Source organism: Dyadobacter sp. OTU695 (genome assembly GCF_038440355.1).
GTDB lineage: Bacteria > Bacteroidota > Bacteroidia > Cytophagales > Spirosomataceae > Dyadobacter.
Genome location: NZ_JASATN010000001.1, coordinates 622480 through 638576, shown reverse-complemented (window position 1 = coordinate 638576; position 16097 = coordinate 622480). Strand labels below are relative to the sequence as shown.

14 protein-coding genes are annotated in these 16097 nt (G+C 49.2%); all 14 read right to left on the bottom strand.

The annotated features are described in order from the left end of the window. Positions 1-2 precede the first annotated feature (2 nt). A complete protein-coding gene (locus AAHB90_RS02780) occupies positions 3-1283 on the bottom strand; it encodes a Pycsar system effector family protein (RefSeq protein WP_342083378.1) in 1281 nt (426 codons plus the stop codon). A gap of 30 nt (positions 1284-1313) precedes the next feature. Further along, complete coding sequence (locus AAHB90_RS02775; RefSeq protein ID WP_342083377.1) at positions 1314-3710, bottom strand: GAF domain-containing protein; 2397 nt, start codon at positions 3708-3710, stop codon at positions 1314-1316. Positions 3711-3815: 105 nt separating this feature from the next. Next, on the bottom strand, positions 3816-5093 hold the full coding sequence (locus AAHB90_RS02770; protein ID WP_342083376.1) for an NAD(P)/FAD-dependent oxidoreductase: 1278 nt from the start codon (positions 5091-5093) through the stop codon (positions 3816-3818). Between the two features lie 118 nt (positions 5094-5211). Further along, positions 5212-5940 (bottom strand): methyltransferase family protein, encoded by a 729-nt coding sequence (locus AAHB90_RS02765; protein ID WP_342083375.1) that lies wholly within the window; start codon positions 5938-5940, stop codon positions 5212-5214. Next, a complete protein-coding gene (cmoA, locus tag AAHB90_RS02760) occupies positions 5937-6686 on the bottom strand; it encodes a carboxy-S-adenosyl-L-methionine synthase CmoA (protein WP_342083374.1) in 750 nt (249 codons plus the stop codon). The genes AAHB90_RS02765 and cmoA overlap by 4 nt, the downstream gene beginning before the upstream one ends. A 15-nt stretch (positions 6687-6701) precedes the next feature. After that, complete coding sequence (locus tag AAHB90_RS02755; protein WP_342083373.1) at positions 6702-7340, bottom strand: sterol desaturase family protein; 639 nt, start codon at positions 7338-7340, stop codon at positions 6702-6704. Between the two features lies 1 nt (position 7341). Beyond that, positions 7342-7911 (bottom strand): DUF4833 domain-containing protein, encoded by a 570-nt coding sequence (locus AAHB90_RS02750; RefSeq protein WP_342083372.1) that lies wholly within the window; start codon positions 7909-7911, stop codon positions 7342-7344. Positions 7912-7932: 21 nt separating this feature from the next. Then, complete coding sequence (locus tag AAHB90_RS02745; protein ID WP_342083371.1) at positions 7933-8838, bottom strand: PfkB family carbohydrate kinase; 906 nt, start codon at positions 8836-8838, stop codon at positions 7933-7935. A gap of 70 nt (positions 8839-8908) precedes the next feature. Beyond that, complete coding sequence (locus AAHB90_RS02740; RefSeq protein ID WP_342083370.1) at positions 8909-9616, bottom strand: HAD family hydrolase; 708 nt, start codon at positions 9614-9616, stop codon at positions 8909-8911. A 120-nt stretch (positions 9617-9736) separates the two neighbouring features. After that, positions 9737-10807: a lysylphosphatidylglycerol synthase transmembrane domain-containing protein gene (locus AAHB90_RS02735; RefSeq protein ID WP_342083369.1), complete on the bottom strand. Its 1071-nt coding sequence runs from the start codon at positions 10805-10807 to the stop codon at positions 9737-9739. Then, the gene (locus AAHB90_RS02730; RefSeq protein WP_342083368.1) at positions 10800-11759 is read right to left on the bottom strand and encodes a CDP-alcohol phosphatidyltransferase family protein; all 960 of its coding nucleotides are present in this window, start codon (positions 11757-11759) and stop codon (positions 10800-10802) included. The genes AAHB90_RS02735 and AAHB90_RS02730 overlap by 8 nt, the downstream gene beginning before the upstream one ends. After that, positions 11759-12628, bottom strand: coding sequence for a hypothetical protein (locus tag AAHB90_RS02725; protein ID WP_342083367.1), 870 nt, complete (start codon positions 12626-12628; stop codon positions 11759-11761). Before AAHB90_RS02725 ends, AAHB90_RS02730 begins: the two co-directional genes overlap by 1 nt. A 50-nt stretch (positions 12629-12678) precedes the next feature. Beyond that, on the bottom strand, positions 12679-13392 hold the full coding sequence (locus tag AAHB90_RS02720) for a nucleotidyltransferase family protein (RefSeq protein ID WP_342083366.1): 714 nt from the start codon (positions 13390-13392) through the stop codon (positions 12679-12681). A gap of 27 nt (positions 13393-13419) precedes the next feature. Then, complete coding sequence (locus tag AAHB90_RS02715) at positions 13420-15990, bottom strand: DUF5686 and carboxypeptidase-like regulatory domain-containing protein (protein WP_342083365.1); 2571 nt, start codon at positions 15988-15990, stop codon at positions 13420-13422. Positions 15991-16097 lie beyond the last annotated feature (107 nt).

Here is a 16097-nt window from a genome sequence, read left to right as displayed (position 1 = left end):
GATCAGTGTTCGAAGAAAATAGAGGCGATCACAAACGCGACCACCGAAATGACGATTCCAAACATGAATACATTATAAGCCACGCGAAGCAAGCGGTACTTCCTACCCAGCACAACTCCCTGGGAATAAACGTCCTTCGTAAGACTTCCGTACAGAAAGTCGCGGTCGTTCATCATCGTCTGCATGCCTTGGGAGTATTCGTTGAACGACATCCGGTAGAAATTTCCAAAAAAGAGCAGGTTCACACTTTTAGCATCGATATCGTGCTGTGTAAATGTGCCGGCGGGGATAGTCGGACGGGTGGAAAGGATCGAAAATACCATTGTAACCATGCATACCGTGAGCAACATCATGGTTGGCAAAATAAGGTATGCATTGTCTTCGAGCTTGCGCACGAGCACGCTCAGGAGCACCGATATGATGATCGAGGTGGTTGTGATCATGATATGGGCCTTGTTGTCGGCCATATCGCTCAGGCGCTGGTGGTTGTTGGAGCTGATCCGGAACATCGTTTCGATGCCTTTGTCCGGCCGGTCGTCCTTTTTCTTTTTGCCTTCGGCTATTTCGGGAATGAATGCTTCTTTATGATGCTTCACCACCGGAACCTCCGCCGTTTCCAGCGAAACCGTTTCCGCAGGAATTGCCGCGACCGACGAATCCGGCTCGCCGGACGCTTCGAGTGATTCTTCGAGCAACTTTTGCTTCAACTTTTCGAGGTTCTTTTTCTTCTGTTTATCCAGCAGGTCACGGCAGTAGTCGGTCTGGTACTTGTGATTTTCAAGCAGTTTAATCGTGCTTTTCCGCCATTCGGTCTTGTCTATTTTTCTGCCAAGACGCTGTTCGGCTTCTTTTCTGACCAGCTTGTTCCAATCACTGAATTCCGGCGTGCCCAAATGAAACAAATCCGCGTCGCAAACGATCTGTTGGAGGAAATTGGTCGGGTTTTGTGGCCATACCGTCGCCAGAATGCACCCTTCTACTTCCGCAATCACATCCTGATCCACTTCTTCCGAACGCAGGAATTCCGCGGCCATTTCCGCGCCCCGCTTTTCGTGCCCTTCGGCCGCGCCGGTGCTGTAACCCGTATCGTGAAACCACGCGGCCGTAACAACGATGAAAGTTTCCTTGTCCTCCAACCGGTAATGGTTGGCGATCTTGACGGCATTGGCCACTACCGACTCGGTGTGGATGAGGTTATGGTAACTGAGCTGCGCCAGTGCCTTCGTGCCGAAAAAATGGTGGACATGATGCTTAATCTTGTCGAGCCGGTGGTTATAGTTCATAAAACGTTCTGTTAAAAATAAAGCGCTTCGTTAATTCCATTCCGATTCCAGGTTGACGCCCACGCGGAGCGCTTTCAGGCCCGTAACGCCCTGTAAATCTTCCAGATCGAAGAATTCAAGATCATCCAGTAAAGTATTTTTTTCCTGTAAATACCGGACATAGCCAATATATTCTTCGGCGGATTTGCTGTTGAAATACACCAGTGCAATCTTACCCGGCTGAGTAAGGCGCTCGCCGGTGCCTTTCACATGCACCTTGTCGATCCGCTTCTTAATCACCTGGTACCGGATGTTATATGCCCCCTCCACATCGAAACGCCGCTCGTCGTCCCGGAAACTGATATCGATGCTGCCGGAATTAATGAAGATCAGCTGCGTCGTTTCCAGCGGCTTTTCCAGCTGCGGGATCAGTGAATGCGTAATCCTGGCAATGGCCGCCATGGTCGTCAGTTGCCACAGACGGATATTTTTCAGGTAAAGTTCGCTGAAACGTTTCTCCGGTTCAATGGACTGACCGATGTAAATATCGTATTCAATGCCGTCCGTACGGAATTTTTCGAAATAGCATGGGTACGACTCCTGGATTTCGTTCCTGAAAAGATCAAGGTAAAGATTAACCGAGGAGTTGATCGCCTGCATTGATGCTTCCAGCTCACGGCGGTTGGCAAATGCCGAGCCGTGGTCCTCGTCAATCATTTCAAAATATTGATCGATGCGGTTACGCAGTACCAGTTCGCCGGGATCCATTACGCCCGAACCAAACATTTTCAGGCTTTCTTCCTTGAAATGCTGCAAGAACGGGTGCGCCTCGTTTTCGAGGAAATCGCGGATTTTCATTTCGTCGTTATCAGTACTTTCGTCGGTGATGTCAGCAATCCATTTCTTGCATTTGAAGATCATCTCGTCGGCCAGTCCGAACCCGAGTTTTTGTTTAAGAACAGTAAAGGTTTCTATCAATACATTGAATTGGAGACGGAGGTCTTCCCTGAGGGCTGCATTTCTTTCAAGTGTGGAGTTCCGGATGTCGATCGCGCCGTAAAGCGGAAATACATTCCTGAACTGGATTTCTTCTATTTCCGCATTTTGTGGGTTAATTGCCTTATCACGAAGGTAATGCCAGGCAGTTTCACGAAAACGCCATTGAACGGCAGGCTGCAAGGACGTGAACTTGTCGCGGATTACGTTGTCGATCTGCAGATTGAACTCATCGATGTAGTTGGTCATCATCTGCGCGATCCACGGCAAGGCAATGTCCAGCTTGGCGAGCAGGCGTTCATCGATCGATTTCTGCTCTTTGGAATACACTTCCAGAACGCCTACCACCCTGTTGTCATGGTAAACGGGCAGCAGCGCATAGGCTTCGACGCCGTCGTTCCGGAGAATGCGGATGAAGTCCTGCTTTTGCTGGTCCTCCGAGCCCAGGTTACGCAGCAGCAGCGTTTTTGGGGCCTCGAAATACTGTGTGGCCATATCGAGGTAGGTCTGCTCGGCCATATCGTTCTCGGTAGCAGCGCTCATGAGCTTGCTGAAAAGGACAGAACTCCGGTCAAAAACCAGTTTGTTGTTGACCCGCAGAACGGCCATCAGTCCGAAGTCGATAGCAGGGTTTTCGACCAGCATCTTCAATGCGCCCGCTACATAGTTGAAATACGTTTTGGGATCATAGGAGGCGCGATCGAGAATGGTGTTCTTGATATTTTCGACAGCATGCTCGGCCGTAACGTCGTTCAGCGTGATTACCGAAAAGCCTTCAAAATGAAAGAGGCTGTGCGGCAGCAGGCTGGCAAACACATTGATATCGAAATTATCCTGTAAATCGGAGCGCAGTGTATCGAGGTCAAGCTCGGGAAGACTGCCTTTGGCATATACCTCACAAAAACGGTTGTCGATATGCACCCGGTAATACTTCTGCAGGCCCGAACGATCGTCCTTCAGCGTAATGATCATATCCGGGTGGTGCATCGGGGGGAAATGGTAGAGCTTTTCCAGAATGAAGGCATAAAGCATCTGCAACTTTTGCTTGTAATTAACGCCCCTGTCTTCGATGAGATCGCACCTGATATTGCCATCCTGCTGGAAAAGCAGACTGTAAAAGCCCGACGTGCCGTAGAAAACCACGGGACTGACGGGGACACTCAACGCCCAGAAAACTTCCTTTTCGTTGGCGATAGGTGGCATGAGCATGCCATAGATCAAACTCAGTTCTTCCTTGTAATTGTTGATTTCCGACAGCGGAATATCCTGGCTGAAAGCCGGGTCGGCTTTCAACTTGTCGAGAACCATCGAGAAAAATGTCTTTTTGACCGTTTCTTCCTGATCGATTTTGCTTTCCAGAAAGCTGATAAAGCTCCGGAAAGAAATAGATGAGTCAAGTTTTTGGAGACCGTATGGTGTGTTTTGAGTTACATCAATAGTGATCGGTTCCATTATTTGGTTTTTTGCACACTGAATGAATGCTCTGATGGCTTTCGGTTACTAAAATTCAGTGTTTTTTGTCAAACTGCCAACGATAAACGTTGAATTACGGTTCCATTAAACCGATTCGACCTTTTCCTGCGTTACCGAAGGCTTAATGATCATTCGCAGGGACTGATCTTTGGTGAAATAAGCAACCATCCAGTTGTAAAGCGTTTTCATACGGTTACGATGGTTGATAAGCGAAATAAGGTGTATGAAAAGCCACGCCAGCCACGCGATGACGCCCTTGAAATGCACTTTCGGCGACGGCAGGTCTACTACGGCTTTGGCGCGGCCAATGATGGCCATTGAGCCTTTGTCGTTATATTTAAATGCATGCAGCGGCTGATGCTCGGCGATCAGTCCGAAGTTTCGCGCAAGGTTTTTACCCTGCTGGATCGCCACCTGTGCTACCTGAGGGTGGCCGTTCGGGAAGCCTTCATCCGTGGTTTGCAGGCAGCAGTCGCCGATCGCATATATATTGTAGGTGCTATTGACTTTATTGTACGCGTCCACCAGCAACCTGCGGCCGCGTCCGTAAGCTTCCGCCGGAATACCTTCGAATACCCTGCCTGTAACCCCCGCCGCCCAGATGAGTGTTTTAGCATCGATACTATCGCCCTCGGAGAAGTAAACCTTGTCGTCGACAAAGTCGGATACGTGGGTATTGAGGCGGATTTTCACGCCGAGCTTGCTCAGGTCTTTATAGGTATCTTCCTGCGACGCCTTGCTCATGGGCGAAAGCAACGCCTCGCTCCCATCGACCAGGTATATTTCGCTGCCTTTTCCGGCGAGTTCAGGATATTCCTTTCGGAGAATGCCGTTGCGCATTTCGGCAAACATCCCGGAGATTTCTACGCCCGTAGGCCCGCCGCCCGCGATCACGACCGTAAGCAGCTTTTTGACTTCCGCCGGGTCCTCGCTGAGCGTAGCCTGCTCCATCTGCATCAGCAGCTTGTTCCGCATACTGATCGCATCTTCGAGCGTTTTCATCGGCGTCGCATTGCGCTTCACATTCTCCATACCGAAGAAATTGGTTTCGGCGCCCGTAGCGAACACGAGGAAATCGTATGACAGCTCGCCGTTATGCAGGATGATCTTGTTCTCTCCCGGCACCACCCTTTGCAGTTCCCCTAACCTGAAATGGAGATTTTCCTTCCCCGAAAAAAGCTTTCTGAACGGGTAACTGATGCTGGACGGTTCCAGGAAGGCCGTAGCAACCTGGTATATCAGCGGTGGAAAGAAGTTGTAATTGTTCTTATCAACCAGCGTTACGTCAAATTTACCGCTCTTTGCAAGGTCCAGCGCCAGGTTCACTCCGGCAAATCCTCCTCCTACGATTACAATATTCATGGTGCTTATTTATTAGGGGATTGTCAATAAGTGTAATTCGGGCTTAGGAGGGCTCAACCAATAGTGTGCCAGAAGGCGTATTTCAGGGTGGCGTTTTTCAAGCGCCACCCGTTATGGTTTATGCGATACTGTCGGTCATCTTTCCTGACTTCTTCAGATGCCTCACGTAGGCATACAATGCGCCGAGTACCAACACGATCACGCCAAAAATTAAAATCCGGTTATCCGCTTCCGGCACGATCTCCGGGTATTTGAAAATCAGTATGGCCACGATGCCTATCAGCCATACCAGCAATGTATTGTATTCCTTCAAAAGCCAGCGTTTATAATTGAACCGCATGTCTTTAAATGTATTCGCGATACCACTGAAATTGATCAGCCAGCGATTAACCCGACTGCAATAGGCATCGAACTGCGCCCCGAATTTATTCCTCAGAAAGTTCTCTTCGGCCAGCACTATCGCCTGATATATGAACAAAAACAGCGGCATTACGATTCCGACGTAGATCAAGGAATTCGCCAGAATACCCACGCCGAGCAACATCAGTATATTACCCACATACAACGGGTTACGGCAATGCCGGAAAATACCTTCGGTCACCAGCGTTTCCGCATACACCTTTTTGTCGCGCCCCCCGCGGATAATGTACGCGAGGCCGATGGTAATGCCCCGGATGATTTCCCCTGAAAACGTCACCAGCAATCCAAGGATCACGGGGTAGAGATAATAGTCCGGGCCGAATTGCTCACGCGAAAAGATCGGTGGCGACGGCACAAACAGCAGCAAATACAGGATGATAAACAGGTTATTTCTGTACTTGAAAAAGAAGCTACCGATCGCGATCATGATTTTTTGTGAGCTATCATTCCTGAAAAATTGTACCACTTGAAGAAAATTTCGCAGTCGGCGAAACCGGCCTCTTTCAGCAGAAGCATGTTTTCAGACAACTTGTACGGGATCAGCACATTTTCGAGCGCTTCGCGTTTCTGCGAAATTTCAAGCTCGCTGTAATGGTTCCGTCGCTTATAGTTGTAATAGTATTTGATAAAATCACGATTGAAAATGCTGCTTTCCGCCAGCACTTTTTCCACCAGCAGCAGCACGCCGCCGGGGTTCAATCCGTCGTAAATGTTTTTCAGAAGCCTTTCGCGGTACAACGGCCTTACGAATTGCAGCGTAAGGCAAAGGATCACGACAGAGCCATTGGCAATGGGAAGGTGCTGGTGCAAATCGCCCGAAACGAGGTCGTAAGGCCTTACAAAACCCGCTTCTTTCAGCTTCACATCGCATTTGTCCAGCATTTCCTGCGACTCGTCGATCCCGATGAACCGGATGTCCGAGGGAATGAGTTGGTCCAGTCCTATCAGCGTGGTGCCGGTAGAACAGCCCAGATCGTACACAAATGTCCCTTCCTTCACATGGTCGGCAGCGATCTCGGCGAGCATCCGCTGCATCTCGTTGTAATAAGGTACTGACCTGCTCACCATGTCGTCAAAGACATTGACCACCGTCGTTCCGAACTTGAAGTCCGATACTTTCGTGATTTCATCTTTGAAGACCTGGTCTAAATTCTCATTTCCAAGGTTCTTCATAAGTTAAAGTTACAGTTAGATTGAGTTAGATTTCGGGGAGCGCTTTTCGTTCGAATCGAAAACCTTGTCCCAAATATCTGAACTTACACCGTAACCTTTACTTGCATCTGAATAATGATGTTGCATATGATGCTTTTTTAATCTCTTCCAGAACGCGGATTTGAAATTGGCATGATGCAACGCATAATGGCTCATATCATAAAAAAGATACCCTGCCATGAACCCCGAATAGAAGGCTGCCACATAATATTCACTCAAAAAAACGGTGAACAGAAAGTAGAAACCTGTTGCCAGCGGAATGCTCACCGACGGCGGCATTACCAGTCTTTTGGCATCGTTGGGGTAGTCATGATGCACACCGTGGAAGATAAAATGGATACGCTCCATAAACTTGCCGCGGGGTGTAAAATGAAACACAAACCGGTGCATAAAGTATTCGGTGAAAGTCCAGAAGAACAGTCCCCCGAATATTACGCCTACAAAAGTGTACCAGGCCATTTCCCCCGGGCCCAATGCCTTCCAGGAGAAGTAGGTGATCACCGGTACGAAAATGAAAAGGGGCACTGAGTAATGTACCTTGGAGAATGCCTCAAGAAAGTTGCTTTTAAACATCCTTGAAGATTCCGTTGCATTGGAGACATAGTTCTTAGGCATGTCAGGATGGTTTTATTCGCTGAACAATAGTTTTACCTGTGGCGATCTCGGTTCCTTTCAGCTCGATGTAGAGCACGTTAGGCGACCAGAAGGTACCGCCGTCGATCCGGATGAATACCCTGCTGAGAATGCATTCCTTCTTATCGATGCTGGTATAAACATGGTATTCGTTCCGGGTATCCCTCCGAAGGTAGAGCGGTAATTTGGAATAAGCTACCGAACGAAGTTCATAGGTAGCATTACCGATCGCTTTCGAATTGATACCGTATGCAAATTTACGTTGCAAATAATTGAGCTCCTTTCGTATCCCGCCTTCCGGATAACGGATCCAGAATGTGTTAACTGGGTTCTTTTCGCTGATTTTCCCCTGTTTGTCGACGTTAAGCTGGTAACAGATTGTATTCGTATTCGGATCGCGCTGAATGTAAAAAAGTAATCCGGGAACGTTGTTCGGAACCGGAAATTCGTCCGGGTCCGCGGCCGTCGTGCCGGCTTTTTTCTCTGGTACTCCTCCCGCATACGAAACAAGCGTCAGGCTCAGCGCCATCAGAATGTTGAGTACGTATTTCATGACTTTATTCAAAAACTACTTTCAAAAAATGGCTTGCGCGATCATCTCACGGTCGCATTCGCCGTATTGCAATACTTCCTGTACCATTTCCGCATCGCCCGAAAACGGTCCCGACGACTGGATTTTCAGCGTCGCCATCGCCGCCCCGAACTCACCCGCTTCCTGCACGCCTGCGCCCTTCACGCGCTGGCTCAGGTAGCCTGCCATGTAGGTGTCGCCACAGCCCGTCGCATCTACGACGTCAGTCGGCTTGTAGGCAGGGATCTGAAAAAAATGATTGTCTTTGTAAATCAGCGATCCTTTACTGCCCAACGTAATGATCACTTCTTTTACCCCCAGATTGGCGAGATATTTCGCACCTTCGATCACATCGCTGGTGCCTGCTACCACCTCCATTTCGAACTCGTTGGCTTTGAGCACGTGGATGTAAGGCAATGCTTCTTTTTTATCTTCCCAATCTTTGTACAAAACCTTCTGGTCTTTCACATAACGCAGGTAGCCCTGAATGTCGAGCGAAACCTTGCCTTTGGCGGCCAGCATTTTAATGAGGTCCACAGTAATGTCGTCGGAAAGCAAGGGTCCCAAATGGAAGTACTTGGCTTCGATGGCCGGCATTTGCGACACGGTGAACGGCGCTGCCTTGTGCAGCACATTCTGCTCGCGGTGGTCCTGGTTGGCGCTGTAAATGTTTTCGAAATAAACGGTGTAAGGACTGTTCTGGGAAAAAACTTCGATATTCTCCTCCCGCAGGCCGGCAACGATATGGCTTTCTTTCTCAGCCAGGGCGGTTACCAGCATATAACGGACGTCGAACTGCCGGAGCGCCTTCGAAAAATAGAACGAAGTGCCCCCGGGCATATACTTGACAGACTGGGCAGTAACTACTTTATCCAAAGTGATATGCCCGATGGTACATATATCGTACATGGTACTCTTGTTTGGTCCGGCACCGGTACCCCAAGCGTGAAGGCCTGGGTTATGGGTGTGGTTGTGATAACTAGCCCAGGCTTTTAATGGTGTCAGCCACCTGGGCAAAATCTGTTATTTCGGCATCGGCAACCGATACCTGCGTTTCAGCAGCTTCTTCGAATCCCGCTACATTCAACCAGATCGCCTTCGCGCCCGTTGCCTTCGCAGGCAGAATGTCTTTGGAATACGAATCGCCTACTGCCACGCATTCATGCGGAAGAAAGCCCTGCGCCTCCACGCCCAACTGCCATATGGTGGGGTCGGGCTTCCGGACGCCGACCACTGCCGATTCGACGACAGACTGGAAATAATGCGCAATGCCAAATTCCTTTAAAACGCTATTCAGGTTTCCGTAAAAGTTGGAAACCATCACGAGGGGGTATTCACCGGCCAGCTGTTCGAGGACCGGCGCGGCTTTTTCAACACTAGTGCGTGCGACGCGGTCGCATTCGCGGGCGATGGCCTCGATGGCCTGGCTTTCCAATTCGTATCCGTTTTCTTTCAGATAGCCAAACTGCTGCTCTACTTTGAGAAACAGCACATCATAAAACACATGATGCGGCTGGATGATCGGATGGATTGCCAATGCCCTCTCGCCAAACTTGTATGCATTCGCAAATGCGTCTTTGTCAACCTTTACGTGATTATGTTGATACGCATCCCATAACACATTGGCCCAATGCAAGCCATTCGTGTCAATTGTACCGCCATAATCAAATAAAATTCCTTTAATCATAATAATTAAGCGTGCCGAATCAATTTGTCACATTGAGCGCAGTCGAAATGTCGTTGCGGCATGCAAATCGCCTTCGACTCCGCTCAGGCTGACAGTAACGCAGCCTCATTTATTTTTCAATCAATTATTTCGATAAGAACTCTTCACATGGACGGGTACCGGTTTTAAGCCGTTGCCATGTTCTTCGCTATCGTTCATTTCGTTATTTTTTGTTTTCTTGCCTATCAAAGCTAAGCCAATGATAATCCAGACTATCTCTCTGATTCTCAAAACAACTCCAATAAAAATCCCTTGCGCCGCCGGCAATCCTACACTTCTCAATGCCAGCGCCAGGCCGCCTTCGCGGGTACCGAGCTGCATCGGGAAGAAGAAGATCAGATTCGCGAAAAGCGATGATCCTGAGCTCACTATCAGAGATTGGGCTAATGTCATTTCCATTCCGATCGCGTGGGCTGTGAAATAGATTTCCAGACAGCCTATTACCCTTCCTGCGAACTCATAAAACAATGAAGTGTAAAATGCGTTCCGTCGGTCGGAATAAAGTACCCGGATCTGCTCATCGACTTCGTACAGGTTTTCTGCATTCTTCAATGCAAATTCACGTGCTTTATGTTTGATAAAAGGCACTTTTTCAAGCAGGCGGAAGGTGCTTACCGTGAAACCTTTTTTGTATACATTAATAAACCAATACCCTAAAACCAGGCCTACCACCAGCAGAATGCCACAACCGGCCAGCATTACATCGCTCAACGGGACCACTGCCACGATAAGTACAATGGAAGCCAGCCAAAACAGCACGTGCGAAAACATGTGCATCAGGCTGTACAGCAGCACCGAGGAAGTGGCTTTCTGAATGCCCAGCGTCGGTTTCAGTTCCAGAATCCGGTAAGGCTCCCCGCCCAATGCGACGAACGGCGTAATGTAGTTGATCGCATACCCGGAGATCGTCAGCCGCAGCACCGACCAGAACGACATATTCGTTTCGGGCAGTTGCGGCTCGCGGATGATGGCGCGGAATGCGAGGGCGTTCAGGATGTAGATCACCAGCCAGCTACCGATTACCGGCAGAAACCAGATGCCCGTCCTGTTGATATTTTCCCAAATCACGAGCAACCCTGTTCCATAGATCATATAGCCCAGTGAGAAAATGCCGATTGCCATGAAAAGGGCTTTGTACGCCTTGCTACCCATTGTATTCGCCAGCGGTTATCTTCTTGTAAAAATGATTGCTCACCTGCTCCTGCTTTACGATCATGTAGATCAGAATGGGGTTCAGAATGAATATGTCAAAAAAGAAATAGATCCACGATTGGTCGAGAAACAGCCAGATGAACAGGAATATCACCCGGGTGTTGAACTGGACGATATTGGTATACTTCATCAGCGGCTTGTTCTGCGCGCGGAAATCGGTAATGAGCTTCGCAGGCAGGCCATTCTGATACTTTTGCTTCACTACCGCCAGCAGCTTTTGCAGCTTAGGCGAGAAAAACTCCTGCTCTTTGGTGTAGTTCAAATACAACCTGGCCACTATTTTCATTCCGAATTGCCGCGTCCAGCTCATTTCGTCATACTCTTTTTGCAGGTCGCGGCTGTTATCGAGCTCGCTGCCGTTGGTGCCTTTGATGAAGAACAAATGCACATTGCGGTAGTAATCCGCCATCGCCGACTGGATCATATGCGACGCGCCAGCCACTACACCGGGTACCCAGATCCAGGCGCTCCATCCCTCTTCCATGCTCCTCAGGCAGATCGCGATGTGAATGGCGATGAACCAGAAATCACCCGCTACCCCATCGAGAATGCGGCCGAACCGGCTTTTGTCGTTCGTCATCCGCGCGAGCTGACCGTCGGCGCTGTCGAGCGAGTTGGCGAACATAAGCGAAAGCATGCCGATCACATTGATCCACAACTGCTGCGGATAGAACAATATCCCTGCCGCCACGCCGAAGAAAATGCTGATGATCGTCACCGGGTTCGGGCGCAGGCCTACTTTCGCACAAAACAATGCGATTTGGTAACCTATCGGCCGGTAAAACCAGATGTCGATCTGCTCCTCGGTATCGTTCGATTTGAGCGAATTTTCAAATGCCGAGGTCTTTTCAGGTTCTTCTGCCAGCGGGCGGGGTGTGGTAGTTGTCTCCATTAATTGTTATTCAAAAATCTTTGGTAAAGCCGGCCGGCAATATGCCCGGCGGCCTGATCGCGGCATGGTGCAAAACTGGGCCAGTCGTTCAGGTCGATGATCCGGTAATCGCCGTCCTTCCCGATAATGGCATCGCCCCCGTAAATATCGATCCCCACTACCTCTGCCGCTTCATTCGCTGTGTTCTGCAACCCTTCGGCGCTGAACGGATAATACACCGAATTGCCATTGATCTGCTGGTATTCAGCATACTTATGATGGTTATTGTCGTACGGATAGAACCAGAAGAAAAAGTCTGTTCCCCTCACCCCGTAAAACTTCACCAGGTCACCAATCAAATGCTGGGAGATTACCGCGTCAGGAATTTCACGCAATGCGTATTCCCGCAATATCTCCTTGGCTTCCTCACGCGATGCGGCAAACGACACATCTTCCTTGTGGATAGCGTGGAAATCGCCCCTTTTGATCCAGTAACCTTTCCCTTTGATCTGATCAAAAACTTCGTCACCCTGATAGCTGGTCGGTACGATGTAGCTATCCGCAACCGGGATGTTGGCATTATTCAATGCATTGGTCAGGTTGGTGCGGAAGCAGTTTTCAATGCCGAATGCCGAGTTGAGAATCTGCGTCCCGTTTTTTTCCAGCTCCTGTAACTTCGCCACAACCTGCTTTTGGCGCGCCATGGTGAAAATCTTACTGTAATTCACTGTTTCCATGGCCAGGAACTCATCTTCGCAACAGATGGTAATGCGGCATCCCAGTTTTTCAAGCTCCTTGGCCGTCTGGCTGAAAATCGCATCGTCGTTCCCGATATGGTTGGGCGAGAACTTTTTGTTTCGGTGCACGCCCAGAATTTCTAATTCGTTCATCTATGGTGTTGACCGGCAAAACGCCCCGGTCTGTTAGTAATAAATTCAATCTAAAAAGCCATCTCTCCGCTCAGGAACAACTCAGCAGTCTGAATGTCGCTCACATGGTCTACGTCGACGATTTTGGTAAATGGATAGGCCTTCAAATGCAGCCCATCAGCCACGAGCTGCCGCTGAAAGTTCCGCATCCGGCTCACACCGTTTTCCACGGCCACATTCACCGTCCCGATCGCTTTCCTCCTGAGACAATAAATCCCGCCTGAAACAAACGGGGTATCGGTACTATTGTCATCGGTGAACGCAGTAATGCGATCGTCGTCGTCAACTGCCACATAGAGAGGACTTTCGTCATCGATGAATGCAGTCACCGCCATTTGGCCTTCCAACACCTTCTGTTCGGCAAACTCTGAAATGAATGCACTGAATTCTTCTTCTCTGAAAACAGTATCGGTCGTTGTCAGGCAAACTTCGCTCAGTTCCGGGTCGCTTTTGAACAACTCGTAAACACTATGCAGCGAGCTTGGCGTCGATTTCTTTACCAGCTGAATAGGCAGGTTTTCGGCCAGGCCCATCAGATGCATTTCCAGCAGCGGCGATTCTTCGTTGATGATCACCATAATCTTCTCCGCATTATTCCGCATGAAAATTCCGATTAGCCGGTCGATCAGCATTTCGCCATGGAGGCTCACCATCGGTTTAGGAAGTGTAAACCCTTCCTGCGCCAGGCGTGACCCTTCTCCTGCTGCTATGATTGCGTAATTCATGTTAATATCCCTTTTTTAATCAATGCCTTAAAAATCAAGCCTGAACCTCGCCCGGATACCCCACTCCGATACATTCGGGTTGTCGAGGTAGGTAAAACGTTTTACCAGGTCTACGCGCAAGAGCTTGAAAATGTTGGCAATACCTACGCTACCCTCGATGTAAGGCTCGCGCGACAATGTGTAAGTAACGGGTTTACCGTCCTGGTCAGTAGCGAAGCGGTAAAGCGACGGGTTGAATGCCGGGTTGTTCTCGTCCCGCAGGCCGCCCATCAATCCTTTGAAACTCACTACTTCACGCAGTTTCAACCTTTTCAGCAATGGTATCTTGTTGAACAAAAAGCCATTCAGGTAGTATTGCACGTCCAGGCTCGCGTAATGGTCGCTCGCGAATTCCAGGAAGTTCATCAGGTTATATGAATTCAACTGGTAAGCGTAAGTCTGGTTGGCGCGGTGGATCGTCAGCAAGGGGAATTGAATTTGTTTGCCAAAAATATAACCGCCTTCCGCCGTGATATCCGCAAAACCGAACTGCGAGAGGTAAAACCGCTTCTGGATATTCAAAGCCACGTTATGGTAGTTATTTTCTCCTTCAAATACGCCTTTCAAACCCGCATTATAGCGCAGTGTGAAAATCGGGTATTTGTTGATGATCGGAGTGCGGTACAATTTGCCCTGGTAGTACTGCTCGTGCGGCGCATAGCGGAATTCGATATTTGCCTCGGTGTTGTTCAGCGTTTCCGCATTTTTCAACTGGCCTTCTTCATCCAGCCGTTCATAGCGTAAAATACCTGCTGGCGTCTGTCTCCATTGGGTGAATCCAATCTTGTAAGAAAAGCGGCTTTCGAACTCACGTACGTATTCCAGTTTATAAATATCATTGTACAACCAGCGGTTATTATCACCCCGTTTGAACGACAAGAGGAAGTTATCCTCCTGCACAAACTGCAATTCCTGGCCCGGGATCTTGGTATCGCGCTGGTAGCTCGCCCGCAGGTAATGCAGCGGGAAGTGATAAACAGATTTGTTGTTGAAAGAATAAGTACCACTCAAAAAGTACTTCCATTTCTGGTCCTTGAAACCATACGCCGCGTAAGTTTCGAAATAGACCCGCTTGCTCATGTCGGTGGTAGTGCGGCCACCGAAACGGAGGCGGAAACCTTCCACGGGGTTAAAGCTGTAAAATGTGTTCACAGGCCCTATTTCCACGGCACCGAAAGATTTGTAGCCCGAAAGGAACAGCGTCGCGATGTCCATCGTCCGCTTGAAGGACGGGATCGTTTGCAGGGTATCTATATTCTTATAAATATCCAACTCGGTCCGTTCCAGCGGAATATGCCGCTTGCTGGCCCAGAACGATTCGTTCGTTTTCGCTTCGGGATCATACACGATTTCCTCACCCGGCCCGCGGTAAATGCTGTCGGGCTGTGGCTTATTGATGGTGTAATCCTTGAAGTTCACCGTCCGCTGACCGTACAAACCACCGTTTTTCTCGCCCAATGCAAATTCCATCGCGAGCGTCGATTTGTTCATAAAGTAACGGCCGTCGTCTCCTTTCTCAAATTCCAGGCGCGCTTCGAGGTCGCGCATGAAGTTGAGGTTAATGTCCTTGTTGACGGTCAGGTACGCATTCTGCACTCCGTATTTGCCATCGAGGGTAATGAATAATTTACCTTCAAAAAGCATATCCGTCTTGTTCCGCGGAACAAAGCCCAGCTCGATCAGCTGCGGATCGGCGGTTTTGATGGTGTCCCGGATAAAGAATTTATAGAATGTCGGTGCGGAGTTGGCGATCGGGCTCAGCAGCAGATTGGTGGCAATCGAAACATCGTTGTCGTAAATGTTGATATCTTCATACAACCGGTTGAAATAGGCGCTCAAACCGTCGTTATCCACAAACTTCGCATCAAATTCGGCCCGGCGGTTCGCCAGCACGTATTGTTTCCTGTTGTAGGGACTTTTGCGGAAATAGATTTTGGAAAGCTTTTCCTGAATGTAGGCCGGCAGCATGTTCTTGCCGCCCATAGCCGTGGAATCCTGGCTTTTGAACAAAAACTGGTAATTCCTAAATATACGTTTGTCCTTGAATTCGTCGGAAAGGTTGCTCAACGCCAGCGAAATCTTTTCGTACTGTTCGTATTCCAGGAAATTGTTGCTAGTCGGTTTATTCTCATCCTTGTGTGCGATCACCTCGCGGATGAGCTGTACGGCCGGATTGTCTTTGTTCCGGTAACGCGCCTTGGTTTTAACGGTCACTTCTTTCAGCATGGAGGCATCCACAGTCATTTTCACGTCGATCGTCTGGCTCACACCAGGCTTGATCGGCTTTTCAACGGCCACATAACCCACATAGGTGAATTTGATCGTCGGATGGTCTTCACGCAATGTGAGCGCGTAACGACCGTCGGCATCGGATGCGGTTCCCATGGTTGTCCCCGGGATCAGGATCGACACGAACGGCAGGGTCTCACCTGTCTTCGCATCTGTAACGGTACCTTTTATAGTTGTTGTCGATTGTGCGTCGGCCACTCCCGCGCCGATCTGCAAAATGCTGATCACCACGAGTATATATAGCCATATCGACTTACTGATTGCTTTCATGTTGGAACGTTCGTCACGTGTTTTGGCTGCCCTCTGCTTGTTTGAAAATCATGTACGCTAGGCTTCCTGCCCGGCACACCTGCCGGTAGATTTACCGGCCGCAGCTC